Origin of the sequence: Micrococcus sp. KT16 (assembly GCF_003315015.1) — a bacterium.
GTDB lineage: Bacteria > Actinomycetota > Actinomycetes > Actinomycetales > Micrococcaceae > Micrococcus > Micrococcus luteus.
Genome location: NZ_QNRG01000003.1, coordinates 250,235 through 277,120, shown reverse-complemented (window position 1 = coordinate 277,120; position 26,886 = coordinate 250,235). Strand labels below are relative to the sequence as shown.

Below are 26,886 nucleotides of genomic sequence, written 5' to 3'. Positions count from 1 at the left end.
GATCCATCAGCTCGTCGATGGGACCGGGCTGCCGCTGGTCAGCCTGATCACCCCCGGCCAGGCAGGGGACTCCCCGATGCTGCTTCCTCTTCTGGAGCAGCTGCGCGTGACCCGGCCAGTAGGGCAGCCCCGGACCCGCCCCGAGGCCGTGCTGGGCGATAAGGCGTACTCCTCCCGGGCGATCCGCACCCACCTACGCGCCCGTGGGATCAAAGCGGTCATCCCCGAACCGGCCGACCAGCAGGGCCACCGCAGACGGCGCGGTGCCCGCGGCGGGCGCCCCGTCAGCCTCGACGCGGCCGCCTACAAGGGCCGCAACGTCATCGAGCGTCAGTACGCTCACCTGAAGCAGTGGCGGGGCCTGGCGACCCGGTATGACAAGTACGCGATCATCTACAGGGCCGCTGTGGTCCTGAATGCTGTGCTCGCGTGGTCGAAGGCATTGTCAGACACGCCCTAGCAGCAGCACTCGGCGTCTCACAGAGCGGAATCTCACACCGGCTTCGCGCGCGGGTGGCCTTTACGTTGGAGGAGCTGGCCACCATCGCGGAGGTCTTCGACATCACGCTCGCGGAGCTGCTCGGCCCGGTCATCCTCCAGGCACGAAGAAGCCCCCACACCGACATGGTCGGTGTAGGGGCCTCTGTTCGGCTCCCCCGGTTGGATTCGAACCAACAACCCTTCGATTAACAGTCGAATGCTCTGCCGTTGAGCTACGGGGGAATGTGCCGCGAACCGCCGGAGCCGTTCGGACAACGGATGGAACTCTACCAGAGCCCCCGCCCGCGTGCCACCCGGCCGCGGGGCGCCGTCGTCGCCCTGCCCGCCCCCGGGGACCGGCGGCCCTTGCCAGGCACGGCTCCGGCAGGCCTACCGTGCGAGGACATCCCCAGAACCATCAGGAACGGACCCGAAGGAGAGACGTGTCCATGACCATCACGACCCTCACGCGTAAGACCGCCCTGACCGGCACGGGCGTGCTGGCCGCGCTCGCCCTCGCGGCTTGCGGCACCACGGCCGACAACGGCGACGACGGCTCCGTCTCGCCGGAGGTCGACGCCTCCTCGGCAGTGGCGAGCACCCCCGCCACGGACGACGCCTCGACCACGTCGGCCTCGGCGTCGTCGTCGGCCTCGTCGACGTCGGCGTCGTCGACGGCCGCCGCGGCCAGCAGCGGCTCGGGCACCGGCCAGGCCGACGACCCCGCCTACGCGGTGATCGACGCGGTCCTGGAGAAGCACGGCGACGGCATCATCGTCGAGGTGGACGCCAACGATGACGACACGACCTGGGAGGTCGACGTCGTGGTGGGCGAGGAGGTGAAGGAGCTGGACGTCACCGCCGACGGCGACATCACCGAGACCGACCGCGAGTCGGATCTCGAGGACGTCCAGAAGGCGAAGGACGCCGAGGTCACCGCCCAGCAGGCACTCGACACCGCCCGGGAGGGCCGTGACGGGGTGACCCTGGACGAGATGGACCTGGAGGACGACAACGGCACCCTCCAGTGGGAGGTCGGGTTCGATCGCGAGGACGGCTCCGACGGCCCCGAGGTCGAGATCGACGCCACGTCCGGCGAGGTGCTCACGGTCGACGAGCGCTGACGCCGCGCGGCCGACGGGCCGCCGTTTCCCGAACGAAAACGCGCCTGGAGCCGCCGTTTCCCGAACGAAAACGGGTGGGGGTCAGTCGTCGGCGCGGAGGGCCCGGCGGCGCGCCTCCAGTTCCATGAGCTCGCTGTTGAGGCGGGTGAACTCGGCGGGGTCGCCCTCGGGGCCGAGCCGCTGCAGTCGCCCGAGCAGCTCCTCCTTGCGGTGCACGATCTGCAGGGCGAACAGGCGGTTCATGATGTCCCGGCAGTACCGGTCCACATCCTCGGGAGTGCGGGCGGGCAGGTCGCGGACGGCCAGCTCGGACACGACGCCGGCCACCTCCTGGGGCACGGCGTCCCGCACGGCGTCGACCCAGCGCTGCGGCGTCGCCCCCGCCGACCCGGCCATCTTCACGCCCTGGTGGACGGCGGCGTACTGCGGGACCGTGAAGCGGGCGGCGTACAGCGCGGTCCACTGCTCCGCGGAGAGCAGGGTCGGATGCTGCAGCACCACCTCGAGGGACTCCCGCTCGCGGCGGGCGACGGGGTCGCGCGGATCCACCGGCACCACGATCCGCGGCGCCGGGGCGGCAGCCTCCCCGTGGCGGCCCGTGGGCCCGATCGCCTGCCCGTCGTCCGCCGGGGCCGGCCGTGCCTCGGGCTCGGGCCCCCGCCGCGGCGCGCGCCCGGCCGCGGCCACGGCGCGGTGCACGGCGTTCGGGTCCAGGCCGAGCCAGCCGGCCAGCTCCCGCTCGTAGCCGGGACGCAGGACGGCGTCCTTGATGCCCGCCACGATCGGCGCGGCGTGGCGCAGGGCGCCGGCGCGGCCCTCGACGGTGTTCAGGTCGTAGTCCTTCAGCCCCGCCCGGATCGCGAATTCGAAGAGCGGCCGCCGCGAGGCGATGAGCGCGCGCACGGCCTCGTCGCCCTTCTGCATGCGCAGGTCGCACGGGTCCATGCCGCTGGGCTCCACGGCCACGAACGTCTTGGCGAGGAAGCGGTGGTCCTCGTCGAACGCCTTGAGGGCGGCCTTCTGCCCGGCCTCGTCGCCGTCGAAGGTGAAGATCACCTCGCCGCCCGTGCCGTCGTCGGAGATCAGGCGGCGGGCCACCTTGATGTGGTCCGCGCCGAACGCGGTGCCGCACGTGGCCACGGCCGTGCCGACGCCGGCCAGGTGGGCCGCCATCACGTCCGTGTAGCCCTCGACGAGCACCAGCTGGCGTTCCTTGGCGATCGTGCGCTTGGCCAGGTCGATGCCGTAGAGCACCTGGGACTTCTTGTAGAGCGGCGTCTCGGGGGTGTTCAGGTACTTGGGGCCGGGATCGTCGTCGTAGAGCTTGCGGGCGCCGAAGCCGATGGTCGCGCCGGTCATGTCCCGGATGGGCCAGAGCAGGCGGCCGCGGAACCGGTCGTACAGGCCGCGCTGTCCCTCGGACACCAGCCCGGAGGCGCGCAGCTCCTCGTCCCGGAAGCCGCGCTGCCGGAGGTGGTCCAGCAGATGCGACCACCCCTGCGGGGCGTACCCGAGGCCGAACTGCACCGCGTGCTCCTGCGTGAACCCGCGCTGGGTGAGGAAGTCGCGGGCGGCCTGGGCCTCGGGCGAGCCGAGGGCCCGACGGAAGAACTCGTCCGCCACCTTGTTCGCCTCGAACAGGCGACGACGGCGCCCCGTCTCCGCCTTGTCCGGGCCGGTGCCGCCGTCCTCGTAGTGCAGCTCCACCCCCACGCGGGACGCCAGCCGCTCCACGGTCTCCGTGAACGTGGTGTGCTCGAGTTCCATGAGGAAGCTGATGACGTCCCCGTGCGCGCCGCAGCCGAAGCAGTGGTAGGTGCCCACGCCGGGGCGCACGTGGAACGACGGCGTCCGCTCGTCGTGGAACGGGCACAGCCCCTTGAATGAGCCCACGCCTGCCGAGCGCAGGGTGACGAACTCCTCCACGACGGCCTTCAGATCCGTGCGCTCGCGGACGAGGTCGATGTCCTTGCGCACGATCAGTCCAGCCATGCGGACCATTCTAGGGAGGGGGCGGAGCGGTCAGCCCCGAGCGGAACCGGCCTGCGTGGATGGCTCGGTCTCCGCTGCGGCCTGTGCAGGACCGGTCCCTGCCGCGCGGGACGCTTCGGTCCGCGCCGCGTCCACTCCCTCGGACGCGGGGCGCCCGGTGGCGGGGTCGATGACGGGCAGTGCGCCGGTGGCCGCCTCGACCAGCGGATGGAACAGCGCGGCCGACGCCAGGCCGCCGTGACGGCGGCGCGCCGAGGACACGAACGAGAGGCTCATGTCGCCCACCATAGCCACCCGGGACCGTGATTCCGGTCACGGTAAGGCAACATTCTGGGCGGTCAGGTCACGGTTCGACCCGCGCCCGCCCCCGCGGACTGCCCGTGCAGCGGCAGCAGCCGGGGCACCAGCCGGACGAGGCTCACCATCGCCCCGAGCTCCACGAGCGTCTGCGTCACCACCACGAGCGGGGCCGGGTCCAGGCTCGCCGGCAGGGCCAACGCCAGCGGGAGCACGACCAGGGAGTTCCGCGTCACGCCCGAGAACACGAGCGCCCGTCCTGCGGGCACGTCGAGACGCGCCCACCGCGCAGCCACCACGCCGAGGGCCACCATCACGGCGGCGAACGCCGCGAACAGGGGCACGACGGCGGCCAGTGCGGGCAACCGCTCCCCCACCCCGCGGATCTGGGAGGCGACCACCGTGAACAGCGTGACGACCATGAGCGGGACCATCGCCGCCGTGCACCCGCGCACCACCCCGGCTGCCGTGCGGCGCACCCCGCCGCGGCCGCGCGCCGTGCCCCACTGGAGCAGCGCCGCGAGCGCGAGCGGCGCCAGGATCAGCAGGACCAGCGCACGGACGAAGGGCCCGACGTCGACCGCGGCCACGGCAGCCTCGCCGGCGACGACGCGCAGCAGCACGGGCAGCACGACCAGCTGGACGAGCATGAGCAGCGGAGCCGCCGCCAGCAGCCGCTCGGCCGCCCCGCCCGCGAGCGCGGTGAACGCGATGACGTAGTCCACGCACGGGGCCAGCAGCACGAGGAGCACGCCCACGAGCAGCGCGGCGACCAGGGCGCGGCGGGGCGGGGAGGACGGCATGCCGCCAGCGTACGGAGCGATTCGGGCGGGGGCTGACCCCTACGCTGGGGGCCATGCCCACCGCGCCCGTCCCGCCCCAGGACGCCTCCACTCCCCTGCACGTGGCCGTGCGCACGCTCGACGCCGCGGCGCTCGCGGCGGCCGGACACACGGCGGCGACCGCCGTGGCGGCGGTCTACGCGCACGCCGTCGTGCGCGGGGCGGCGTCGTTCTGGCTGGACTCGGCCCTGCCGGACCCGGCCGAGGCCCGCTGGTCCGTGGCGGGCGACGGCCTGGACGTGCTCGGCGAGGAGCAGGGCCGCACGCCCTCCCCCGGCCCGCGGCTGGTCCGGCACGACGACCCCGCCGATCCGGACCGCGCGTGGGCCGACCTCGCGGCCGCGGCCGCGCCCCGGCCGGTGGTCGGCGGCGAGGGGCTGCCGCTGCGCGGCGGCCTGGTCGGCTGGCTCGGCTACGAGCTCGGCCTGGCGGATCTGGGGGTGACACCGCCCTCACGTCGAGCCGAGGACCCCGCGTCCCTGCCCGCGCAGTTCTGGGTGCGCCCGTCCCGCTACGTCGTGGCGGACCACGCGGCCGGGGTGCTGCACTGCTGCGTCGTCTCCCTCGCTCCGACCGCCGCGGAGACCGGGGCCGACCGCTGGGCAGGGGACGTGCGCCGCGCCCTCGCCGCGGCCCGCCGCGCTCTCGAGACGGCGGCGGGCGACGTCGTCGTGCCCCCGCCGCGGGACGCCGGCCCGGGACCACAGGCCGACGAGGAGGCGCCGGGCACGTGGCGCGAGGACCGGGCGGCGTACGCCGAACAGATCGCCCGCTGCCGCGCCGCGCTGCACGCCGGCGACTCCTACGAGCTGTGCCTGACCACCCGCTTCGACGCCGATCCCGGGCTACGCGTGGACCCGCTGGTCCTCTTCCACGAGCTCGCCGCGCACCAGCCGGCCCCGTACGCGGCGCTGCTGGAGCACGGCACGGGCTCCCGCCGGTGGGCCGTGGTCTCGGCCTCACCGGAGCGATTCCTCGCCGGGCGCGCGGGCCGGTACAGCACCAAGCCGATCAAGGGCACCGCCGCCCGCCTGCCCGACCCGGTCGCGGACGCCGAGGCCGCCCGCGCGCTCGCCGCCGACCCCAAGACGCGCGCCGAGAACCTCATGATCGTGGACCTGCTGCGCAACGACCTCTCCCGGGTGTGCGAGCCCGGCTCCGTGCAGGTGCCCTCCCTCATGGCGGTGGAGAGCTACGCGAGCGTCCACCAGCTCGTCTCCACGGTCACGGGGACCGCGCGGGCCGGCGTCGAACCCGTGGACGTGGTGCGGTCCCTGTTCCCCGGCGGGTCGATGACGGGCGCGCCGAAGCGACGCAGCGTCGAGCTGCTGGCCGCGTGGGAGGCCTCCCCACGGGGGGTCTACTCCGGGGCGCTGGGGATGCTGAGTGCGGACGGGACGACGTCGCTGTCCGTCGTGATCCGCACGGCCGTGCTCGCCGGGGGCCGCTGGTCCGTGGGGGCCGGCGGGGCGATCGTCGCGGACTCGGACCCGGCCGCCGAGCACGACGAGGTCCTCCTCAAGGCCCGCGGCCTGCGCCGGGCCCTCGCCCGCGCCGCCGGCACGGGCCTGCCGACGACGTCGCCCGACCTCACCTGACCCCACTCACGGGTTCGGGGGCGATATTCGGCGGTATTCCGACGGAATAACGCCGCAAACCGCCCCCAAACGAAGGGGGGCGACCACCCGTGCCGCCTGCCTAGGTGTTGTGGGTCATGAGGTTCTTGCCACGAGGCGCCGGCTGAGATGAGACGAGCGGGCCTCTCCCGCAGGATGGAAGTTCCTCAACAACCCACCTGCCAGAAGAGACCCGCTCATGACCCACGCTAATGCACCCCTGACTCCCACCGGCCGTCTCAGGATGGTCCACCGCCACCTGCACGACGGGATCCCGCAGGCACACGTGGCCGCCGAGTTCCGGGTGAGCCGGCCCACGGTGGCCACCTGGGTCGCCCGCTACCGCGCCCAGGGAGAAGCCGGCCTTCAGGACCTGCCCAGCCGGCCGCACCGTTCACCTGCCCAGCTCGATCCGGTCTTGGTCGCCCAGATCCACGCCCTGCGGCGGGAGCGCAAGTGGTCCGCACGGCGCATCCATCACCACCTCGTCTCCGAGGGCCACCGGGTGTGTCTTCGTACCGTGGGACGGTGGCTGCACCGACTCGGGATCTCCCGCCTACGGGACCTGACCCCGGCCGGAGAAGACCTGCGCCAACAGCCGGCCCAGAGGATCACCGCCCGCGGGCCGGGGCACATGGTGCACCTGGACGTGAAGAAGATCGGGCGCATCCCCGAGGGGGGCGGCTGGCGTGCTCACGGCCGGGACTCCGAGAACGCGCGAGCAGCCAAGCGCGGGCCTGGCCGACGGGTCGGCTACACCTACCTGCACTCGGCGATCGACGGGTTCACCCGCCTGGCCTACACCGAGGCGTTGGAGGACGAGCGGACGGTGACCACGATCGGGTTCTTCTGCCGGGCGAGGGCGTTCTTCGCCGCCCACGGCATCACCGTGGACCGGGTGATCACGGACAACGGGAACAACTACCGGGCCGTGGACTTCACCGCCAAGGTGGTCTCGCTCGGGGGCCGGCACCACCGGATCCGACCCTACACCCCGCGCCATAACGGGAAGGTCGAGCGGTACAACCGGCTGATGGTGGACGAGGTCCTCTACGCCCGCCCGTACTCCTCAGAGCAAGCTCGGCGTGAGGCCCTGCAGGTGTGGGTGAACCACTACAACTACCATCGGCCTCATACCTCCTGCGGAGACGCTCCTCCGGCCTCACTGGCACCGACCCGAGTCAACAACGTCATGCCCTCCTACACCTAGGCTGGGGACATGGCCGATCCGCACCCCGTCCTCGCCGCCTCCGCCCCCGTCCTCGCCGCCTCCGCTCCCGTCCTCGCCGCCTCCGCTCCCGACCTCGACCCTGGCGCGCTGGACGCCGTCCGCGCGCTCGTGGCCGCCGCCGAGCGTCCCGTGGTGCTCTCCGGGGCGGGGATGAGCGCCGAGTCCGGCATCCCCACGTTCCGTGACGCCCAGACCGGCCTGTGGGAGCGCTTCTCCGCGGAACAGCTCGCCACGGAGGAGGCGTTCCTCGCCGATCCCGCGCTCGTGTGGTCCTGGTACCGGTGGCGTGCCCGGATGGTGCGGGCCCGCCGACCGAATCCGGGGCACGTCGCCGTCGCCGCCTGGCAGCGCCGCACACCCGACCTGGAGGTGGTCACCCAGAACGTGGACGACCTGCACGAGCGGGCCGGCGCCCGCGTGCTCGCGCACCTGCACGGCTCGCTGTTCGAACACCGCTGCGCCGAGTGCGGGGCCCCGGCGGACGTGGACCCGGGCGCGCCCTCGGACGTGGACGCGGCCGGCTCGGAGGCGGACCTGGAGGCGATGCTGCGTGAGGCGCCGCCGGCGTGCCCGGCGTGCGGGACGGGACGGATCCGGCCGGGCGTGGTGTGGTTCGGCGAGATGCTGCCGCAGGAGCCGTGGGAGCGCGCCTACGAGGCGCTGGAGCGCTGCGACCTGGCCCTCGTCGTCGGCACCTCGGGCCTGATCCAGCCGGCCGCGTCCCTGCCGTTCGTGGCGCTGGGAGCCGGGGTCGCCGTCGTCGAGGTGAACCCCGTGAAGACCGAGCTGAGCGGCGCGGTGACGCACGCGCTGCGCGGCTCGGCCGGGGCGGTGCTGCCCGCGCTCGTCGCCGGCGTCTGGCCCGGGCCGTCGGGGGCCTTGTCGACTGCGAGGCACGTCACATGGTGACGCAATAGACAACACACGCATGACTTAATAGGCTCCCCTTGCCGGCCCGCCAGGAACCCCTGGCCCGCGGCGCCGCCCCCGCCACTCCTCCCGAATCGAGATTGCCATGCCCCAGTCCCGCGCCCTCTCGCGTGGTGTCCGCCTCTCGGCCGTGTCCGCCACGCTGCTGCTCGCCCTGACCGCCTGCGCCGGCGGCACCGGCGGCTCCGGCTCGGACTCCGCGTCCGGCGCGGCGTCCGGCTCCGCCTCCGCCGCCGAGTCGGACAAGAAGGTCACCCTGTACTCGGGCCGCAGCGAGGACCTCGTCCAGCCGATCCTGGACGAGTTCACCGACGAGACCGGCATCGAGGTGGAGGTCCGCTACGACAAGACCCCCGCCATGGCCGCGCAGCTGATCGAGGAGGGCGAGGGCTCCCCCGCCGACGTGTTCCTCTCCCAGGATGCGGGCGCGCTCGGCGCCGTCGCCAAGGAGGGCCTGTTCACGCCCCTCGCCCAGGAGACCCTGGACCGCGTGCCCGAGACCTACCGGGACGACGAGGGCGACTGGGTCGGCCTGACCGGCCGCGTCCGCGTGCTGGCCTACAACGAGGAGAAGGTCCCCGAGGCCGACCTCCCGACGTCGGTCGACGAGCTGACCGATCCGAAGTGGAAGGGCCGCGTCGGCGTCGCCCCCACCAACGCGTCCTTCCAGACGTTCGTCACCGCCCTTCGCCTGCAGAAGGGCGAGGACGAGGCCCGGACCTGGCTCGAGGACTTCGCCGCCAACGACCCGCAGCGCCGCGAGAAGAACGGCGAGATCCTCGCCGACGTGGACGCCGGCACCCTGGACACCGGCCTGGTCAACCACTACTACCTGTTCGAGCTGGCCCGGGAGAAGGGCGTCGCCCCGGAGGAGCTGGGCGCGTCCCTGCACTTCTTCCCCGACGGCGACCTCGGCTCGCTGGTGAACGTGTCCGGCATGGGCCTGGTGGGCGAGCAGGAGGACGGCGACGCCGCCGCCCTCGTGGAGTACCTTCTCTCCGAGGACGGTCAGTCGTACTTCGCCGAGGAGACCGGCGAGTACCCGCTCGTGGAGGGCGTGGAGCAGCCGGCCGGCTTCCCGGAGCTCTCCGAGGTCAAGGCCCCCGACGTGGACCTCAACGACCTGGACGACCTCCAGACCACCATCCAGATGATCCAGGAGGCGGGCCTGCTCTGACCCCCCGAGCACCGGAGCCGGCCGTCCGCCGCACGCGCGGACGGCGCGCTCCCGCGGCGCTGACCGCCGCGGCCCTCGTGGCCGCGGCGGTCGCGCTCGTCCCCATCGGCTACCTGTTCCTGCGCACCGCCCAGGGCGGGTTCGGCCCCTGGCTGGACGCCGTCGTGAGCCCGCGCGTGGGCGCCCTGGCCGCCACCTCGCTCGCGCTCACCGCCGTGGTGACCGCGCTGTGCCTGGTGATCGGCGTGGGCGCCGCCTGGCTCGTCACCCGCACCGACACGCCCGGCCGCGGCCTGCTGGCCGTCCTGCTGGCGCTGCCGCTGGCCGTGCCCTCCTACGTGGCGGCGTTCACGTGGGTGTCCGTCTCGGACCTGCTGCCCGGCGTGGAGGCGGGGCGCTTCGAGGGGTTCTGGGCCGCGGTGACGGTGATGACCCTCTACACGTACCCGTACGTATACCTGCCGGTGGCGGCCGCGCTCTCCCGCATCGACCCCGGCCAGGAGGACGTGGCCCGCTCGCTCGGCCGCGGCCCCGCCGCCACGCTGTTCACCGTCACGCTCGCCCAAGTGCGCCCGGCGATCGCCGGCGGCGCCCTGCTGGTGGCCCTCTACGTGCTCTCCGACTTCGGCGCCGTGGCCATCCTGCGCTTGGACACCTTCACCCGGGCGATCTTCACGGCGCTCGAGGTGGGCTTCAACCGGCAGCTCGCCCTCACCCTGGCCACCGTGCTCGTGCTGCTGACGGTGCTGGTGCTCTGGGGCGAGTCCCGCACCCGCCGGGCCGACGACGGCGTCCGCTCCGGTCGCACGGTCCGCCGGGTCAGCGTGCACCGGCTGGGCCGGTCCCGCTGGGTCGGCACCGGGCTCCTCGCCGTGGTCACGGGCGCCGCGCTGGGCGTGCCCGCGGTGAGCCTGGTCCGCTGGATGGGCGAGGGCACGTCCCTGTCCGCCGTCCGGGACCGCTGGCTCGACGCCGTCTCCGGCTCCGTGGTCCTGGCGGGCGCGGGCGCGGCGCTCACCCTCGCCCTCGCCCTGCCGATCGGCATCCTCGCCGCCCGCCACCCGGGGCGCGTCTCCCGGATCGCCGAGCGCGCCGCGTTCCTCGCGCACGGGCTGCCCGGCGTCGTCGTGGGGCTCTCCCTCGTGTTCCTCGGGGTCTCCCTGGTCCCGGCGCTCTACCAGACCACGTGGATGGTGGCCTTCGCCTACGCCACCCTGTTCCTGCCGCTGGCGGTCACGTCGGTGGCCGGGGCCGTCGCCCAGTCCTCCCCTGCCCTCGAGGAGGCGGCCCGGTCCCTGGGCTCCTCGGGCGCCGAGGTGCTGCGCCGCGTGACCCTGCCGCTGGCGCTGCCGGGGGTGGGCGCCGGCGTCGCGCTGGTGGCCCTCACCGCCATGAAGGAGCTGCCCGCCACGCTGCTGCTGCGGCCCACCGGCATGGACACGCTCGCCACCCGCCTGTGGAACGCCACCAGCGTGGGCCGGTACGCCGAGGCCGCCCCCTACGCGCTCACCCTCGTGCTGCTCGCCGCGGTGCCCACGTGGGTGGTGGTCCACCGCACGGGGATCGTCGCGGCCGTGCGCGGCCGCTCGAGCGCCCCGTCGACCCCGAACGAGGTGTCAGAATGACCGCCATGCCCTCCCCCGCCGCCTCGACCCGCGCGTCCCGCCCGGCCGGTCCCCGGCCCGGCGTCGGCCACGCCGTGTCCGTGGCCGACCTCGGCGCCTCCTACGGGGAGGGGCCCGTCCTGGAGGGCGTGCAGTTCGACCTGGAGCCGGGCGAGCTGCTCGCCGTGCTCGGCCCCTCCGGCTGCGGGAAGACCACGCTGCTGCGCTGCCTGGCCGGCTTCGAGCGCATCGAGTCCGGCCGCATCAGCCTTGCCGGCTCCGTGGTGGCCCTGCCCCGCGTGCACGTGCCCGCCCACCGCCGGCACGTGGCCGTGGTGCCCCAGGACGGCGCCCTGTTCCCGCACCTGAGCGTGGCGGAGAACGTGGGCTTCGGGCTGCGCCGCCGCCGGCCCGGGCGGATGGCCCGCATCCAGGAGTGCCTCGAGCTCGTGGACCTCGCCGGCCACGGCGAGCGCATGCCGCACGAGCTCTCCGGCGGCCAGCAGCAGCGCGTGGCCCTGGCCCGGGCGATGGCCCCGCGCCCGCCGCTGATCCTGCTGGACGAGCCCTTCGGCGCCCTCGACGCCTCCCTGCGCAGCGGCCTGCGCCGGGACGTGCGCCAGGCGCTGAAGGAGGACGGCGCCACGGCCGTGCTCGTCACCCACGACCAGTCCGAGGCCCTGTCCATGGCCGACCGCGCGGCCGTGATGCGGGCCGGGCGCCTGCGCCAGCTGGGCACGCCGGACGAGGTGTACGCGCACCCGGCCGACGCCTGGGTCGCCGCGTTCGTCGGGGAGGCCTCCCTGCTGCCGCTGCTGGACGTGACCGGGCCGGAGCGCGACGGCGGCCGGCGGATCGGGCGCACCGCCCTCGGCCCGGTGCCCCTGCACGGGGCGCGTGCGGCCACGGCTGTGCCCGGGGACCTCGTGGTGGTCCGCCCCGAGCACGTGCGCGGCACCCTCGACCCGACCGTTGACGTGGACGGGGTCGAGGCCGCGCGCGTCTGGACGCCCGCCACCGTGGTGGACGTGGACTACCGCGGCCACGACTCGGTGGCCACGGTCCAGCTGGCCGACGGCACCCGGGCCCAGGCCCGCGTGGAGGGGGCGCTGCCCCCGCTCGACGCCGCCTGCGGGGTCCGGCTCGCGGGCCCGTGCGCCGTCGTCGCCCCGGGCGAGTGACCGGCCCGGGGCGGCCCCTCAGATCCAGACGCGCCGGAACTCCGCGCCCTGCACCAGGGTGTGATGCCACTCGACGGCGGTCGAATCGGTGAGCGAGGCGATCTGGTCGATCACCACGCGCCGCCGGGCGGCGTCGTCGGGGGCCTGCGCCCAGTCGAACGTGAACATCGGCTCGAGGTACCGGTCCCCCGTCGCGTCGAGCAGCGCCACGAGCTCCGCGAGCACCTCGCGCTGCCGCGCGTAGAGCGGCTGGCGCTGCTCGGCGGTCATCACGTAGGCCGCCGCGATGCCCTTCATCACGGCAATCTCGGTCTCCGTCTCCTCGGGCACCACGACGTCGGCCCCGTGGCGGGTCAGCGGCTCGTTGCCGAACACCTGGCGCGTGGCGTCGAAGGCGGCGCTGCAGAACCGGCCGATCAGCTGGCTCGTCATGTCCTTCATCGCCGCGAGCGCCCGCCGGGAGCCGTCCATCTCGGAGACCCACACGTCGGTGGCCTCGAGGCGGGCCAGGGCCGCGTCGACCTCGGCCGGGTCCGTGTGCGGCAGGTACCACTGGCGGGTGGTCTCCACGACGCGCTCCCGGTGCTCCGGGATGGCCAGCCACTTGAGCTGGAACACGGCGTTGACCACGCCGTCCTCGACGTCGTGCACGGAGTAGGAGATGTCGTCCGCGAGGTCCATGACCTGGGCCTCCATGGACGTGCGCGTGCCGGGCACCCCGGCGCGGAACCAGCGGAACACGGGCAGGTCGTCCTCGTAGACGCCGAACTTGCGCGAACGCGTGCCGTCGGGGCGCAGCGGGGCGTCCTCACGGGTCCACGGGTACTTGCATGCGGCGTCGAGGGCGGCGCGCGTGAGGTTCAGGCCCGCGGAGGAGCCGTCCGCGAAGAGCTTCTTCTGTTCGAGGCGGGCCAGCAGCCGCAGGGTCTGGGCGTTGCCCTCGAAGCCGCCGACGTCCTCGCTGAGCGCGTCGAGCGCCTTCTCCCCGTTGTGCCCGAAGGGCGGGTGGCCGAGGTCGTGGGACAGGCAGGCGGTGTCCACGAGGTCGGGGTCGCAGCCCAGCGACCGGCCGAGCTCACGCCCCACCTGGGCCACCTCGAGCGAGTGCGTCAGGCGGGTGCGGGCGAAGTCGTCCGCGTCCGGGGCGACCACCTGGGTCTTGGCCCCCAGCCGGCGCAGGCCCGCGGAGTGCAGCACGCGGGCACGGTCCCGCTCGAAGTCCGAACGGTAGGAGGACTTGGGCGACTCGGGCAGCCACCGCTCCCGGTCCCACGGCGTGTAGCCGGGGGTCTGCACGGCGCGGCCGGCATACGGGGGCCGGCCTTCCGGGCCGAACAGCACCGGCTGGTGGGCGGCGCCGGTCCAGGGCGACGACGGCGCGGCGGGCGCTCCGGCGGCGGGCTCCGGCGTCGTGGGCTCAGCCACCGGAGACGTCCAGCTCGGCGGCCTGGATCATGGCCTGCTGCTCGGCATTGAGCTCGCGGGAGTCGAGCCAGCCGTCCGGCAGGTGCGGGCGCTTGGGGGCGCCGGCCCGGCCGCGCGGGCCCTCGGCGGCCTCGCCCGGGTAGGGCTGGTCCCGGTCCACGCGGGCGAGGATCTCGCCCAGCGTGGCCAGGTCCGGGACGGTGGACAGCGCGGTGCGGATCTCCGAGCCCACGGGGTAGCCCTTGAAGTACCAGGCCACGTGCTTGCGGATGTCCCGCAGCGCCTTCGTCTCGTCGCCGCCGAAGGTGTCCACGAGCAGCTCGGCGTGGCGGTACAGCGTGTCCGCGACCATGCCCAGGGTCGGCTGGAACCGGTCCTGGCGGCCCTCGAAGGCGGCCTGCAGGTCCCCGAACAGCCAGGGCCTTCCCTGGCAGCCGCGGCCGATCACGACACCGTCCACGCCGGTCTGCTCGACCATCGCGATGGCGTCCTCCGCGGACCAGATGTCGCCGTTGCCGAGCACGGGGATGTCCGGCAGGGCCTCGCGCAGCCGGGCGATGTCGTCCCACACGGCGGTGCCCGAGTAGAACTGGCGGGTGGTGCGGCCGTGGAGGGCGACGGCGGCGACGCCGAGGTCGCGGGCCGTGCGGCCGGCGTCGAGGAAGGTCAGGTGGTCCTCGTCGATGCCGCGGCGCATCTTCACGGTCACCGGGATGTCCTTCTTGGCCGCCTCGGTCACGGCCGCCTTGACGATCGAGGCGAACAGCTCCGACTTCCACGGCAGGGCGGAGCCGCCGCCGCGCCGGGTCACCTTGGGCACGGGGCAGCCGAAGTTCATGTCGATGTGGTCGCAGCGGTCCTCCTCGACCAGCATCCGCACCGCGGCGCCGGTGGTGACCGGATCCACCGAGTAGAGCTGGACGGAGCGGGGCACCTCGTCCGGGTCGTGCTGGATGATCCGCATCGACTCGGGCTTGCGCTCCACGAGAGCCCGGGCGGTGACCATTTCGTTCACGTAGAGGCCGCCGCCGTACTCCCGGCACAGGCGCCGGAACGCGGTGTTCGTGATGCCGGCCATCGGGGCGAGCACCACGGGGACGTCGATGGTCAGCGGTCCCAGCCGCAGCGGGGGCAGGGTCAGGCGGTCCGTCGTCGGGGCGGGGTGGCGGCCCTCGTGGAGCTGGTCGTCGTCGGTGATGCGTCGACCCGCGCCGGCGGACTTGGCGTAGTGCGCGGCGTGAGGGTCGGCAACGTCGTCGGCGTCGGTCATCGCCGCGGCGGGGAGGGTGTGGGAAGAAGTCATGTCAAGCCCCATTCTTCCATTCCGCCCGGCACCCGCGTCACCGTGCCCCACGACGAGGCCCGCTGGGAGGCGATCACCGAGGCACCCCGCCGGGACGGGCAGACCATCCTCCCGGCGGGTCAGGCCTCCGACGGCGGCGCCGCGCCCCCGCCGTCGAGCACCGCCAGCAGGTCCGCACCGGCGAACATCTGAGCGGTCTGGCGCGCCGAGGGGGTGCCCGCGTCCGGGTCCGCACCGGCCGCGAGCAGATGCCGCATCGAGGCGACATCCCGCTTGAACGTGGCGCAGGTCAGGGGGCGCTGGCCGCGATCGTTGGCGTGCTCGATCTCGGCGCCGGCCTCGATCAGCATCGCCACCGTGTCCGGGTGCTCGTGATAGGCGGCGAGCGTGAGGAAGGAGTCGCCCGCGTGGTTGCGCAGGCGCGTGCTCACCCCGGCGTCCAGGTATGCCTTCAGCTGGGCCGTGTCCCCGTCCCGCGCCATGTCGAAGAGCCGGTTCGCCAGCTCGATGTCCTTCTCGCTCCACTGCTCACTCATGCCCGCCAGTATGGCGGACGCCGCGACGATCGACCGCTCCGCAGCGACATCTCCGCGGGTCTGCCCGCAGGTGATGTCGCCGGCCGGCGGTCAGACGAGCAGCGGGAACAGCCCCGCCCGCCCCACGGTTGCACCCGGCATGACCCGCAAGCACCTCGGCTTCCTCAACTTCGGCCACTGGATCCACCGGCCCGGCGCCGAACCGGACGCGCGGCAGGCCCTCGACGACGTCGTCGCCATGGCCGTGGCCGCCGAGGACGCCGGGCTCGACGGCGCCTGGCTGCGCGTCCACCACTTCCAGCGGATGTTCTCCTCGCCGTTCCCGATCCTCGCCGCGATGGCCGCCCGCACCGAGCGGATCAGCCTCGGCACCGGCGTGATCGACCTGCGGTATGAGAACCCCCTGTACATGGCCGAGGCCGCGGCCACCACGGACCTCATCTCCGGCGGCCGGCTCGAGCTCGGCGTCTCCCGCGGCTCCCCCGAGGCCGCCGCGGACGGCCAGGAGCAGTTCGGCTACACGCTCACCGAGGGCCGGAGCTGGTCCGAGGAGGCCTGGGAGCGCGGCCTGCGGTTCATGGCGGGCATCTCCGGGGCCGGGATCGCGACGCCGGACCCCACCTCCGGCTGGGCGCACACCACCGCGCCGCTGCGAGTCGAGCCGCACTCCCCCACGCTGGCCCAGCGCATCTGGTGGGGCTGCGGCACCACCGTCACGGCGGAGCGCGCGGGCGCCGCCGGCTACGACATGCTCTCCTCCACCCTGCTGCTGCAGGACGACGGCCGGCCCTTCCACGTGCAGCAGGCCGACCAGATCGCCCGCTACCACGAGGCCTACGCGGCGGCCGGCCACCACGACGGCGTCACCTCCCTGGGCGCGACCGGCGCACCTCGCACGGCGGTCACCCGCAGCGCGTTCGTCATCCAGGACGCGCAGGACGAGCTCTACTTCGGCCGGGAGCGCTCCTCCCGGGACTCCTCCGGGCGGCTCGACGGCGCCGCCGCCCGCTCGGGGCCGACGTACGCCGGCTCCGCCGAGGAGGTCGCCGAGAAGCTGGCGGCGGACTCCGCGGTGCAGGCCGCGGACTGGGTGCTGTTCGCCAACCCCAACCAGCTGGGCGCCGAGTACAACGCGAAGCTCTTCGCCGGCTGGGCGCAGGTGTGGCGGTTGCTCGGCTGGGACCGCTGACGCCCGTCCGCCTGGCCTGCCCAGGGCGGGCCCTGCGCCACCGCCCCCCGGGATCGCCAGCGGACGGCGGACCACCATCACCCCTGGACGCTTCAGATGAGCGGGGCTACGATTCTCATCTGAGAGTGGCGTGGATCACGCCAGGAGACGACCTCATCATCGGATCGTCCGGCACGTGCCTGCCGGGAAAGGGGCCTCGCACCATGACGTCCGTGCGCTACGCCAATGTGACCTGTCAGTACCCAGGAGCCGAACGCCCGTCGGTCTCCGGTCTCGACCTCGACATCGCCGACGGTGAGTTCCTGGTGCTCGTCGGACCCTCGGGCTGCGGCAAGTCCACGACCCTGCGCATGCTGGCCGGCCTCGAGGAGGTCACCCAGGGTCAGATCTTCATCGGGGATCGGGACGTCACCCACGTGCACTCCCGCGAGCGGGACATCGCGATGGTGTTCCAGAACTACGCCCTCTACCCGCACATGACCGTGGCCAAGAACATGGGCTTCGCCCTCAAGATCGCCGGCGTGGACGCCGCCGAGCGCCGCCGTCGTGTGGAGGACGCCGCGAAGATCCTGGACCTCACCGACTACCTCGACCGCAAGCCCAAGGCCCTCTCCGGCGGCCAGCGCCAGCGCGTGGCCATGGGGCGCGCGATCGTGCGCAACCCGCAGGTCTTCCTCATGGACGAGCCCCTGTCCAACCTCGACGCCAAGCTGCGCGTGCAGACCCGCACGCAGATCGCGTCCCTCACCCGACGCCTGGGCGTCACCACCGTGTACGTCACGCACGACCAGGTGGAGGCCATGACCATGGGCGACCGGGTGGCCGTGCTCAAGGACGGCCTGCTCCAGCAGGTGGACACCCCGCGCAACCTGTACGACCGCCCCGCCACCGAGTTCGTCGCAGGGTTCATCGGCTCCCCCGCCATGAACCTGTTCCGCGCCCCGGTCTCCGACGGCGTCGCCACCGTGGGCACGCTGCGCCTGCCGCTGACGGCCGCGCAGCGGGCGGCCCTCACGGGCCCCGAGGTCACCGTGGGCATCCGCCCGGAGGACCTGCATCTCGGCGAGGACGGCCGAGGTCTGCCGATCGAGGCGGACGTGGTGGAGGAGCTCGGCGCCGACGCCTACGTGTACGGTCACCTCGCCCCCGTGACGGCGGCCGGGGCGATCATCCAGGTGGACCCCACCGCGGAGGGCGGCCGGGTGACCGAGGGCCCGGGCGCCCACGAGATCGTGGTCCGCACCGAGGGCCGCACCCCGCCCCGGGCCGGGACCACCGTGTGGGCCACGCCGAACACGGACCACGTCCACCTGTTCGACCCCGCCACCGGCATGCGCCTGCCCGACTGAACCGCCCCGCCCTGCACGCCCGGGCGTCGTTCTGCCCACGACGACGCCCGGGCGTCGCCGTCCCACCCGAAGGAGACTCCATGACCACGTCGGGCCACACAGGTTCCTCGACCACCGGGCCGACCCCTCTCCCGCCCGGGCCCCGGTCGGGCACCCCGTCCGAGGTCCCCGCCTCCCAGCGGGTCAGCGTCCTGCGGCGGCCGGGAGAGGTGGCGGTCGAGGAGCGCCCGGTGCCCTCGCCCGGACCGGGCGAGGTGCTGGTGCGCGTCACCGCCGTCGGGGTGTGCGGCTCCGACACCCACTACTTCGAGCACGGGCGCATCGGCGACTTCGTGGTGGACGCCCCGCTGGTGCTGGGCCATGAGCCGGCCGGGTGCATCGTGGCCGTCGGCGCCGGCGTCGATCCGGCGCGCGTCGGCGAGCGGGTGTCCCTCGAGCCGGGGATCCCCGAGGCGTTCTCGGCGCAGACGCTCGCGGGCCGCTACAACCTCGACCCGGCGGTCAGGTTCTTCGCGACCCCACCGGTGGACGGGGCGTTCGCCGAGTACGTCTGCCATCCCGCCGCGTTCAGCCATCGGGTCCCGGACACGCTGTCCGACGAGGCCGCTGCCCTGCTCGAACCGCTCTCCGTGGCGATCGCGGCGGTGCGCGCCGGGGATGTCGGCCTGGGCTCGCGGGTCCTCGTGGCCGGGGCCGGCCCCATCGGCCTTCTCGCCGCGGCGTGCGCCGCGCGGGCCGGCGCGCTCGCCACCGTGGTCACCGACGTGCGACCCGAACGGCTGGAGCAGGCCCGCCGCCACGGCGCCACCGACGTGTTCACCGCACAGGACGCCCCCGCCGTCGCCGACGACCTCCCCGGCGGCGGGTACACCGTGTTCATCGACGCCACGGGAGCCGAGGCGGCCGTCCTGGACGGGCTGCGGCGCCTGGCCCCCGCCGGGCGGGCCGTGCTCGTGGGCATGGGTGCGGACACCATCTCCCTGCCCGTGCCGCTCGTGCAGGGCCGGGAGCTGACCGTGACCGGGACGTTCCGCTACGCCGGCACGTGGCCGACGGCGATCGCCCTCGCGGCCTCCGGGGCCGTGGACCTGGACGGCCTGGTCACGTCCCGCCATCGCCTGGACGACGTCGCCGGCGCGCTGACTGCAGCCCGCGCCCCCGGCGCCGTCAAGGCGGTCGTGCGGCCCTGAGCGCCGCCCCGCGCGGGCGCCCAGGAGGGCGGACGCCGCAGACGACGAACGCCCCGCCGTCCGATCACGGAGGCGGGGCGTTCGCGGCGGGGCCCGCTCAGATCACTTGATGGCGCCCATCGAGAGGCCGCGGACGAGCTGCTTCTGCGCCACCCAGCCGGCGACGACGACGGGCAGCGAGGCCAGGACGCTCGCCGCGGACAGACGCGCGAGGAACAGGCCCTCGCTGGTCATCGTGCTCACGAGCATGACCGGGACGGTCGCCGCGTTGACGGCCGTGAGGTTGAGCGCGAAGAAGAACTCGTTCCAGGCGAAGATCACGCACAGCAGGGCGGTGGCCGCCACCCCCGGCGCGACCATGGGCAGCAGGATGGTGCGCAGGGTGGTCAGGAGGCTCGCGCCGTCCATCTGCGCGGCCTCGAGGACCTCCTTGGGCACCTCCTGGAAGAACGAGCGCATCATCCACACCGCGAGCGGCAGGTTCATGGCGGTGTAGAGGAAGATCAGCGTGCCGATGTTGTCCAGCACCCCGATGCGGCCGGCCACCACGTAGATCGGCACGATCACGGCGACCACCGGCAGCATGCGGGTGGAGATGAAGAAGAACAGCACGTCCGAGGTCTTCTCCACGGGCCGGATGCTCACCGCGTAGGCGGCCGGCACGGCCAGGATCAGGACGATCAGGGTGGAGACGGCCGTGGCGATCACGGAGTTCAGGAAGTACTGCCCGGCGCCCGCCTCCAGGACGGCGGCGTACTGGTCGAGAGTGGGGGCGAAGAAGAAGACCGGCGGGTTCGACGCCGCGTCCGCCTCCTGCTTGAAGGAGGTCAGGACCATCCAGAGCACGGGCATGAAGAACGCGATCGCGACGAGCCAGGTGAACAGGGTCAGCGCCGCAGACCGGGCGTTGCCGCGCCGGCGGCCGGCCGAGGTGGTGGCAGTCATGGTCAGTCCTCCGTGCTCATGAAGCTCTTGAAGATGAGACGCAGGGCGACGGTGGCGACGACGATGGTCGCTACGACCACCACCACGCCCATGGCCGCCGCCTGGCCGATGTCGAAGCCCAGGAACGCGCGCTGGTAGATGTAGTACGGCAGGTTGGCGCTCTGGGTTCCCGGGCCGCCGGCTGTCATCAGGTAGATCTGGTCGAAGGTGTTGACCACGTAGATCGCCCCGAGCAGCACGCCCAGCTCGATGTAGCGCCGCAGGTGCGGGAGCGTGATGTACCGGAAGATGCTGAGGTCCGTCGCGCCGTCGACCTGCGCGGCCTCGAGGACGTCGCGCGGCTGGCTTTGGAGGCCCGCGAGCACCAGCAGCATCATGAACGGCGTCCACTGCCACACCAGGGCGATCAGCACGGACAGGACCGGGTACGTGGAGGTCCAGGCGACCGGCTCGATGCCCACCAGCCCGATCACCCAGTTCACGAGCCCGTAGCTCGGGTTGAACATCGAGATGGACCAGAGGATCGCGCTCACGACGGGCATGATCAGGAACGGGGTGATCAGCATCGTGCGCACCACCCCCTGACCGACGAACTTGCGGTCCAGCAGCAGCGCCAGGCCGATGCCCAGGACCATGGCGATGAACACGCAGCCCAGGGTGTACAGCACGCTGTTGAAGGCGGCCTGGCGGAACGTGCTGTCCGTGAAGATCGAGACGTAGTTCCGCAGCCCCACGAAGACGTCCGAGTCCGGATTCAGCAGGTTCCAGGACCGCAGGGAGTACCAGATCGTGATCAGGAACGGGATCTGCGTGGCGATGATCGTGAAGACCAGTGCCGGCAGGAGGGGGGCCCGGCGGGACCAGCCCTCGCGACGGGCATGCCCGGCCGCCTCAGGAGACCGTGCCGCGGTGGTGGCTGTGCTCATGGTGTTCACTCCTCGCCCTGGCGCTGGTAGACCAGCGCGACGTCCTCGGCGTAGCCCTGCGACTGCTCGAGCGCCTCCTCGACGCTCACCTGGCCGGCGATCGCCGCCGAGATCTGCTGACCGACGCGCGTGCCGAGGTCCTGGAACTCCGGGATCGCGACGAACTGGATGCCGGCGTAGCGCGGGTCGTAGGCGAACGAGTTCTCCTGCGTGGCCGCGTTCATGGCCTCGAGGGTCGGCCGGGCATAGGCCTCGGAGACGTCCTGGTACTCCGGGATCTCGTACGTGGAGTACCGGCTGCCCGGCGGCACGCGCTCCCAGCCGATGTTCTCGCCCACCAGCCGGATGTACTCCTTGTCGGTCATCCAGGAGACGAAGTCCCACGCGGCGTCCTTGCGGTCGCTGGTGCTGGGGATGGCCAGGGACCACGTGTACAGCCACCCCGCCGAGTCCGTGTCCATGGTGGGGGCCGGCACGTAGCCGTTCTTGCCGGCGACGGTGGAGGACTTGGGGTCCTCGATCGTGGAGACCATGGCGGTGGCGTCGTACCACATGGCGGTCTGGCCCTGGCTGTAGAGCGTGATGCAGTCGCCGTAGCCCGACGTCGCCGGGCCCGCCTGTCCGTGCTCCTGGACCAGGGACACGTAGTCCTGGACGGCAGCGGTGGTCTCGGGGGACGTCAGGGTGGGGTTGCCCTCGGCGTCGAACCAGCCACCGCCGTAGGTGTTCATCACGGTCGTCAGCGGGGCCATCACCTCGCCCCACCCGGCCAGACCGCGGAGGCAGATGCCGGAGACGCCGGCGTCCGGGTCGTCCAGCTCAGCGGCGATCTCGCGGATCTCCGGCCACGCGGGCTTCTCCGGCATGGTCACGCCGGCCTCGGCGAACATCTCCTTGTTGTAGACCAGGAAGGAGGACTCGCCGTAGAACGGGACCGAGTACATGTCCCCGTCACGGCTGAGCGCTTCGCGGATCGAGGAGATGAAGTCCTCGTCGTCGTAGCCCTCGGTCCGGTCGATGTAGGGCTGGAGGTTCTCGATCCAGCCGTTCTCCGCCCAGGACGGGGTCTCGTAGTTGGAGATCATGACCACGTCGAACTCCCCGCCGCCGGTGGCGACGGACGCCGTGATCTTCGCTCGGGCCTCGTTCTCGGGCAGGGACACGAAGCGCACGTCGACGTCCGGATGCTGCCTCTCGAACTCCTCCTGGAGGGAGATCGCGTCCTGCATCTGGGGGTTGGCGACGATGGCGACGACGATCTCGTCCTCGGGGCCGGCGTCGCCGCACCCCGCGAGCCCGAGGGTGAGGGATGCCGCGAGACCGGCGATGAGGGTCCTGGACCGCCGTCGCGGGACGCTGCGCGCGGTGGAGCGGGACGGGCGGGTGAAGATGGGCATGGCACTCCTGTTCGCACTGGATCAGGCGGCGGCGCCGTCGAGGTGATCCTCGGGGCACTCCAGGAGTGTGATGCTAGTCATATACGCTCAGATGAGCAAGAGACCTACTCACAGATGTGGAGCGACGCCGATGGCCCCCTCTCCTCTCCGTGACGCCCCCGCGTCGCATCACCGCGTCCTCGCGGAGCTGGCGCGCGCCCACTACCTGGAGGGCACCTCGAAGGTGCAGCTCGCCCGGGACACGGGGCTCTCCCGCTTCCAGGTCGCCACGCTCCTGCGCGAGGCTGTGGACCGGGGGATCGTCCGCATCAGCATCCACCCGCCCGTCGACACCGACGACGAGTCGCTCGCCCGCCTGCTGGGCATCCCCCGGGCCGTCACCGCCGTCCCCGACGACGCGACGGGCCTGACGGCCGTCGCCGCCCTGGCCGCCGGGGTCCTCACGGACACGATCCGGCCGGGGGACACCGTGGGGGTGTCCTGGTCCCGGACCATCCAGGCGGTCATGTCGCGCCTGCCGGCGATGCCCGAGTGCACCTTCGTCCAGCTGGCGGGCGCCCTGGCCTCCGATCAGGACACGGCCGGCCCCCGACTGCTGGCGGAGGTCGACGCAGGCTCCGTGTGGCCCCTGTGGGCTCCCCTCGTCGTCGAGGGCGCCGCAGCCCTGGCCCGCAGCCCCGAGGTCCGCAGCACCCTGGACCGCGCCCGCTCCCTGGACGTGGCCGTGATCGCGATCGGCCGATGGGCTCCCGGCGGCTCCACCGTGTGGGACCGGGTGCCCGAGCCCACGCGCCGCCTCGCCGTCGCGGCCGGGGCCGTGGCCGAGATCTCGGGGCACCTGCTGGCGGCGGACGGCACCCGGCTGTCCACGCCGGTGGAGGACCTGATCGTGGCCGCCGACCTGGAACACATGGCGGCGGCGCGCCACACCGTGGCGCTCGCCCGGGGCGGGGACCGCGCCCCCGCGGTGCGCGCCGCCGTCCGCGCCGGTCTCGTCGACACCCTCGTCTGCGACGCCGACCTTCACGAGGCCCTCATGGCCGACCACCGACACCCGACGGAGGACGCACGATGACTCCCGACAGCCGCCCGACGACCCCCCACGGCGTGGTGGTGGGCGTGGACTCGTCCACCCAGTCCTGCAAGGTCGTGGTGGTGGACGCCGCCACGGGGCAGGTGCTCACCTCCGCCAGCGCGCCGCACCCGGACGGCACTGCGGTGGATCCTCGCCGGTGGCTCGAGGCGCTGCGCAGCGCGTGGGCGAAGGCCGGCGTGGCCGAGCGCCCGGACGTGCTCGGCGTCGGGATCTCGGCCCAGCAGCACGGACTGGTGGCCCTCGACGCCTCCGGTGAGCCCGTGCACGAGGCCCTCCTGTGGAACGACGTCCGCAGCGCCGAGGAGGCCGCCTCCCTGTACGGCGACCTCGGGACCCCGGCCTGGCTCGACGCCGTCGGGCTGGTGCCGGTGCCGGCGATCACCCTGACCAAGCTCGCGTGGCTGCGTCGGCACCGTCCCGAGGCCGCCGAGCGCGTGCACCGGGTGATGCTCCCCCACGACTGGCTGGTCCTGCAGCTGACCGGCGCGTTCGTCACGGACGCCTCCGACGCCTCCGGCACCGGCTACTTCAGCGCCCAGACCGGCGCCTACCGCCCGGACCTGCTGCAGCGGTACTTCGGGGCGGTGCCCGCGCTGCCCGAGGTGCTGGCACCCGACGCCGTCGCCGGTCACCTGCACTCGGAGTGGGCCGGCGCCCCAGACCGGCGCATTCCCGTCTCCGCGGGCTCGGGCGACAACGCCGGGGCGGCGCTCGGCCTGGGTCTGGCCCCAGGCGACGTGGTGGTGTCCGTGGGCACCTCCGGGACCGTGTTCTCCCGCTCCCCCCACGCGGTGTCGGACCCGACGGGCCTCGTGTCCGGGTTCGCCGACGCCACCGGGCACTACCTGCCGCTGCTGTGCACCCTCAACGCGGCCCGGGTCATGACCACCACGGCCGACCTGCTGGGCGTGGACCTGGCGGAGTTCACCCGGCTGGGCCTGGCCGGCCCCTCGGACGCGGCCGGGCTGACCATGCTCCCCTACCTCGACGGCGAGCGGACGCCGAACCTGCCCGATGCCACCGGGCGCCTGCACGGCATCACGCGCGCCTCCTTCACGCCGGAGAACCTGGCCCGCGCCGCGGTGCTGTCCGTGGCGAACTCCCTGGCCGACTGCCTCGAGGTCCTCCGCGGCGCCGGCGCCCCGGTGGAGCGTGTCCTGGCGATCGGCGGCGGCGCGCAGTCCGACGCCCTGCGGGCCGTCCTCCCGGACACGCTGGGGACCCCCGTGCAGATCCCCGAGATCCGCGAGTACGTGGCCCTCGGGGCCGCCCATCAGGCCCTGTGGGCAGCCGCGGGCGAGGCCCCCGCATGGCCGCGCCGCCTCGTGGCGGAGCTGCCCGTCACGGGCGACGCTGGCATCCGGGCCCACCGCGAGCGCTACCGCGCCCTGCGGCAGGAGGCCGTCAGCCCCGCAGGCCGCTGAGCAGCGCCTCGAGGGTCGCCCGGGCGCCCCGCTCCTGGAAGGACGTCAGGGCCCGCAGGTAGGGCTCGGTGAACGCGGGGCGCTCGGCCAGGTCCCCGAAGAGGTCCTCCTGACGGAGGAAGGCCAGCGGGTCGCCGTCGCGCTGGGCGGCGGCGGCCGCCATGACGGCCTCACGCCGCTGGTCCACGACGTCGATGGGGGCGCCGGCCTCGTCCACGCCCTCGGCGTAGCGGGCCCACGAGGCGACGATCGCGGCGGAGAGGCCGACGGGGCGGCCGGCCTCCAGGTTCTCGCGGATGACCGGCACGAGCCACGTGGGGATGCGGTCGGAGGACTCGGCGCACAGGCGGGCGAGGGTGTCCCGCACGCACGGGTTGGCGAACCGCTCGATGAGGGTCGCCTTGTAGTCCCCGAGGTCGATCCCGGGCACCGGGCGGAGGGTGGGGGTGGCCTCGCGGTCCATGTAGGCGCGCAGGTACTCCACGAACAGGGGGTCCGAGCACACCTCGTGGGCGAAGCGCATCCCGTCCAGGTACCCGGGGTAGCACAGGGCCTGGTGGCTGGCGTTGAGCAGGCGCAGCTTCATCAGCTCGTACGGCTCCACGTCGTCCACCAGCTGGACGCCGACCTCCTCGAACGGGGGCCGCCCGTCGGCCCCGCCCACGAACCGGTCCTCCAGCACCCACTGCGTGTAGGGCTCGCAGACCACGGGCCAGGCGTCCGCGAGTCCCTCCTGCTGCGCGAGACGCTCCCGGTCCGCGTCCACGGTGACGGGGGTGATGCGGTCCACCATGCTGTTCGGGAACGGGACCTCCGCCTCGATCCACGCGGCCAGGTCCTCGTCCCGCAGGCGGGCGAAGGCGCTGAACTGCCGGCGGGCGACGTCGCCGTTGCCCTGGATGTTGTCGCAGGACATCACGGTGAAGGGGGCGTGCCCGCGGGCTCGGCGGCGGGCCAGCGCCTCCACGGCCAGGCCGAACACGGAGGTCGGGCCGGGCGCCTGCTCCCCGCGGGCGGCGGCCGCGGCGGAGGCGAGGTCCTGGGCCACGTCCGGACGGTCGGGGTCGAACGCCCCGGTGACCTGGTTGACGTTGTAGCCGCCCTCGGTGATGGTCAGGGAGACGATCCGCACCGCCGGGTCCGCCATGCGCTCGACGGCCGCGTCCGGGTCGTCGGGAGCGTGGAGCATGTCCACGATCGAGCCGATCACCCGGGAGTCCACCGTCCCGTCCGGGTTCTTCACCGCGAGCGTGTAGAGATGGTCCTGCCCCGCCAGGGCGTCCCGCATGCGCGCATCCCCCGGCAGGACCCCGAGGCCGCAGATGCCCCAGTCCATCGCCCTGCCCTGGTTCATCAGCGTGTCCAGGTACATCGCCATGTGGGCCCGGTGGAAGCCGCCCACGCCGATGTGGACGATGCCGACCCGGACGGCGTCCCGGTGGTAGGCAGGAGTCGCCAGGGCGAGCCGTGGCAGCGCGTCGGCCGAGAGGGGCAGCGGATCGGAGGGGTGGACGTGGTGCGTCACGGGGGATCTCCTTGGTCAGCCTGGCACAGGGCGTCACCTGCGATGACCGGCAAGCTATCACATGTGAACCGGAGCACACTCAGGTGAGATCGTCGGCCATCCCGCGC

23 protein-coding genes, 1 tRNA gene and 1 pseudogene are annotated in these 26,886 nt (G+C 73.4%); 14 read left to right on the top strand and 11 right to left on the bottom strand.

Going from position 1 to position 26,886, the window contains the following annotated elements; genetic code table 11:
• Together DE149_RS04715 and DE149_RS11950 are read left to right on the top strand one after the other, a co-directional pair.
• The coding region (locus tag DE149_RS04715) for an IS5 family transposase (RefSeq protein WP_113914075.1) at positions 1 to 460 on the top strand (460 nt) is incomplete at its 5' end.
• Entirely contained in the window at positions 430 to 690 is a 261-nt protein-coding gene (locus DE149_RS11950; protein WP_080695933.1) for a helix-turn-helix transcriptional regulator, read from the top strand. The genes DE149_RS04715 and DE149_RS11950, both read left to right, overlap by 31 nt.
• On the opposite strand, the gene DE149_RS04705 is transcribed toward DE149_RS11950, so the two are convergent.
• Positions 652 to 723: transfer RNA gene (locus tag DE149_RS04705), tRNA-Asn, on the bottom strand. The two genes, DE149_RS11950 and DE149_RS04705, sit on opposite strands and share 39 nt — an antisense overlap.
• A gap of 206 nt (positions 724 to 929) precedes the next feature.
• Here DE149_RS04705 and DE149_RS04700 point away from each other — a divergent pair.
• Entirely contained in the window at positions 930 to 1,604 is a 675-nt protein-coding gene (locus DE149_RS04700; protein ID WP_081339288.1) for a PepSY domain-containing protein, read from the top strand.
• Positions 1,605 to 1,685: 81 nt separating this feature from the next.
• On the opposite strand, the gene dnaG is transcribed toward DE149_RS04700, so the two are convergent.
• The 3 genes and pseudogenes from dnaG to DE149_RS04685 form a co-directional block, all read right to left on the bottom strand.
• Positions 1,686 to 3,596, bottom strand: a complete 1,911-nt coding sequence (gene dnaG, locus DE149_RS04695; protein ID WP_113914074.1) for a DNA primase — start codon at positions 3,594 to 3,596, stop codon at positions 1,686 to 1,688.
• 30 nt (positions 3,597 to 3,626) lie between these two features.
• The gene (locus tag DE149_RS04690; RefSeq protein WP_069942019.1) at positions 3,627 to 3,872 is read right to left on the bottom strand and encodes a hypothetical protein; all 246 of its coding nucleotides are present in this window, start codon (positions 3,870 to 3,872) and stop codon (positions 3,627 to 3,629) included.
• A gap of 62 nt (positions 3,873 to 3,934) precedes the next feature.
• A pseudogene (locus DE149_RS04685) lies at positions 3,935 to 4,660 on the bottom strand (bile acid:sodium symporter); the annotation flags it as partial.
• 89 nt (positions 4,661 to 4,749) lie between these two features.
• Here DE149_RS04685 and DE149_RS04680 point away from each other — a divergent pair.
• The 6 genes from DE149_RS04680 (at position 4,750) to DE149_RS04655 (ending at position 12,474) form a co-directional block, all read left to right on the top strand.
• On the top strand, positions 4,750 to 6,333 hold the full coding sequence (locus DE149_RS04680; protein ID WP_113914073.1) for an anthranilate synthase component I family protein: 1,584 nt from the start codon (positions 4,750 to 4,752) through the stop codon (positions 6,331 to 6,333).
• Between the two features lie 217 nt (positions 6,334 to 6,550).
• Positions 6,551 to 7,561: an IS481 family transposase gene (locus DE149_RS04675; RefSeq protein ID WP_113914072.1), complete on the top strand. Its 1,011-nt coding sequence runs from the start codon at positions 6,551 to 6,553 to the stop codon at positions 7,559 to 7,561.
• A gap of 9 nt (positions 7,562 to 7,570) precedes the next feature.
• Positions 7,571 to 8,491 carry an NAD-dependent deacylase gene (locus DE149_RS04670; RefSeq protein WP_113914071.1) on the top strand — a complete coding sequence of 307 codons (921 nt, stop codon included), beginning with the start codon at positions 7,571 to 7,573 and terminating at the stop codon, positions 8,489 to 8,491.
• Positions 8,492 to 8,597: 106 nt separating this feature from the next.
• Positions 8,598 to 9,689, top strand: coding sequence for an iron ABC transporter substrate-binding protein (locus DE149_RS04665; RefSeq protein WP_036317448.1), 1,092 nt, complete (start codon positions 8,598 to 8,600; stop codon positions 9,687 to 9,689).
• A gap of 77 nt (positions 9,690 to 9,766) precedes the next feature.
• Positions 9,767 to 11,314 carry an iron ABC transporter permease gene (locus DE149_RS04660; protein WP_010079202.1) on the top strand — a complete coding sequence of 516 codons (1,548 nt, stop codon included), beginning with the start codon at positions 9,767 to 9,769 and terminating at the stop codon, positions 11,312 to 11,314.
• A gap of 5 nt (positions 11,315 to 11,319) precedes the next feature.
• Complete coding sequence (locus DE149_RS04655; RefSeq protein WP_197458565.1) at positions 11,320 to 12,474, top strand: ABC transporter ATP-binding protein; 1,155 nt, start codon at positions 11,320 to 11,322, stop codon at positions 12,472 to 12,474.
• Between the two features lie 18 nt (positions 12,475 to 12,492).
• Here the strand turns inward: DE149_RS04655 and DE149_RS04650 are convergent, their stop codons facing one another.
• From DE149_RS04650 to DE149_RS04640, 3 genes are all read right to left on the bottom strand, one after another.
• Positions 12,493 to 13,899, bottom strand: coding sequence for a deoxyguanosinetriphosphate triphosphohydrolase (locus tag DE149_RS04650; protein ID WP_113914070.1), 1,407 nt, complete (start codon positions 13,897 to 13,899; stop codon positions 12,493 to 12,495).
• Positions 13,892 to 15,202, bottom strand: coding sequence for a tRNA dihydrouridine synthase DusB (gene dusB / locus DE149_RS04645; protein WP_113914069.1), 1,311 nt, complete (start codon positions 15,200 to 15,202; stop codon positions 13,892 to 13,894). The genes DE149_RS04650 and dusB overlap by 8 nt, the downstream gene beginning before the upstream one ends.
• 119 nt (positions 15,203 to 15,321) lie before the next feature.
• Positions 15,322 to 15,738 (bottom strand): ankyrin repeat domain-containing protein, encoded by a 417-nt coding sequence (locus DE149_RS04640; protein ID WP_113914068.1) that lies wholly within the window; start codon positions 15,736 to 15,738, stop codon positions 15,322 to 15,324.
• A gap of 139 nt (positions 15,739 to 15,877) precedes the next feature.
• Between DE149_RS04640 and DE149_RS04635 the strand changes: the two genes are divergently transcribed.
• The 3 genes from DE149_RS04635 to DE149_RS04625 all read left to right on the top strand — a co-directional run bounded on the left by DE149_RS04635 (position 15,878) and on the right by DE149_RS04625 (position 19,466).
• Positions 15,878 to 16,927, top strand: coding sequence for an LLM class flavin-dependent oxidoreductase (locus tag DE149_RS04635; RefSeq protein ID WP_113914067.1), 1,050 nt, complete (start codon positions 15,878 to 15,880; stop codon positions 16,925 to 16,927).
• A 203-nt stretch (positions 16,928 to 17,130) separates the two neighbouring features.
• Entirely contained in the window at positions 17,131 to 18,276 is a 1,146-nt protein-coding gene (locus DE149_RS04630) for an ABC transporter ATP-binding protein (protein WP_113914066.1), read from the top strand.
• Positions 18,277 to 18,467: 191 nt separating this feature from the next.
• Positions 18,468 to 19,466, top strand: coding sequence for an NAD(P)-dependent alcohol dehydrogenase (locus tag DE149_RS04625; protein ID WP_233490705.1), 999 nt, complete (start codon positions 18,468 to 18,470; stop codon positions 19,464 to 19,466).
• Between the two features lie 102 nt (positions 19,467 to 19,568).
• Here DE149_RS04625 and DE149_RS04620 read toward each other — a convergent pair whose 3' ends face one another.
• Genes DE149_RS04620 through DE149_RS04610 form a run of 3 tightly spaced genes read right to left on the bottom strand, consistent with a single transcriptional unit; the run spans position 19,569 to position 22,734 of the window.
• Positions 19,569 to 20,411, bottom strand: a complete 843-nt coding sequence (locus DE149_RS04620; RefSeq protein ID WP_113914064.1) for a carbohydrate ABC transporter permease — start codon at positions 20,409 to 20,411, stop codon at positions 19,569 to 19,571.
• Between the two features lie 2 nt (positions 20,412 to 20,413).
• Positions 20,414 to 21,337 carry a carbohydrate ABC transporter permease gene (locus DE149_RS04615; RefSeq protein ID WP_113914063.1) on the bottom strand — a complete coding sequence of 308 codons (924 nt, stop codon included), beginning with the start codon at positions 21,335 to 21,337 and terminating at the stop codon, positions 20,414 to 20,416.
• 5 nt (positions 21,338 to 21,342) lie between these two features.
• Positions 21,343 to 22,734, bottom strand: a complete 1,392-nt coding sequence (locus tag DE149_RS04610) for a sugar ABC transporter substrate-binding protein (RefSeq protein ID WP_113914062.1) — start codon at positions 22,732 to 22,734, stop codon at positions 21,343 to 21,345.
• A 130-nt stretch (positions 22,735 to 22,864) separates the two neighbouring features.
• Here DE149_RS04610 and DE149_RS04605 point away from each other — a divergent pair, with 130 nt between their 5' ends.
• Together DE149_RS04605 and xylB are read left to right on the top strand one after the other, a co-directional pair.
• Positions 22,865 to 23,809: a sugar-binding domain-containing protein gene (locus tag DE149_RS04605; protein ID WP_113914061.1), complete on the top strand. Its 945-nt coding sequence runs from the start codon at positions 22,865 to 22,867 to the stop codon at positions 23,807 to 23,809.
• Positions 23,806 to 25,254, top strand: a complete 1,449-nt coding sequence (gene xylB, locus DE149_RS04600; protein ID WP_113914060.1) for a xylulokinase — start codon at positions 23,806 to 23,808, stop codon at positions 25,252 to 25,254. The genes DE149_RS04605 and xylB overlap by 4 nt, the downstream gene beginning before the upstream one ends.
• Here xylB and DE149_RS04595 read toward each other — a convergent pair.
• A complete protein-coding gene (locus DE149_RS04595) occupies positions 25,235 to 26,779 on the bottom strand; it encodes a mannitol dehydrogenase family protein (protein WP_370446017.1) in 1,545 nt (514 codons plus the stop codon). The genes xylB and DE149_RS04595 overlap by 20 nt on opposite strands.
• Positions 26,780 to 26,886: the final 107 nt, after the last annotated feature.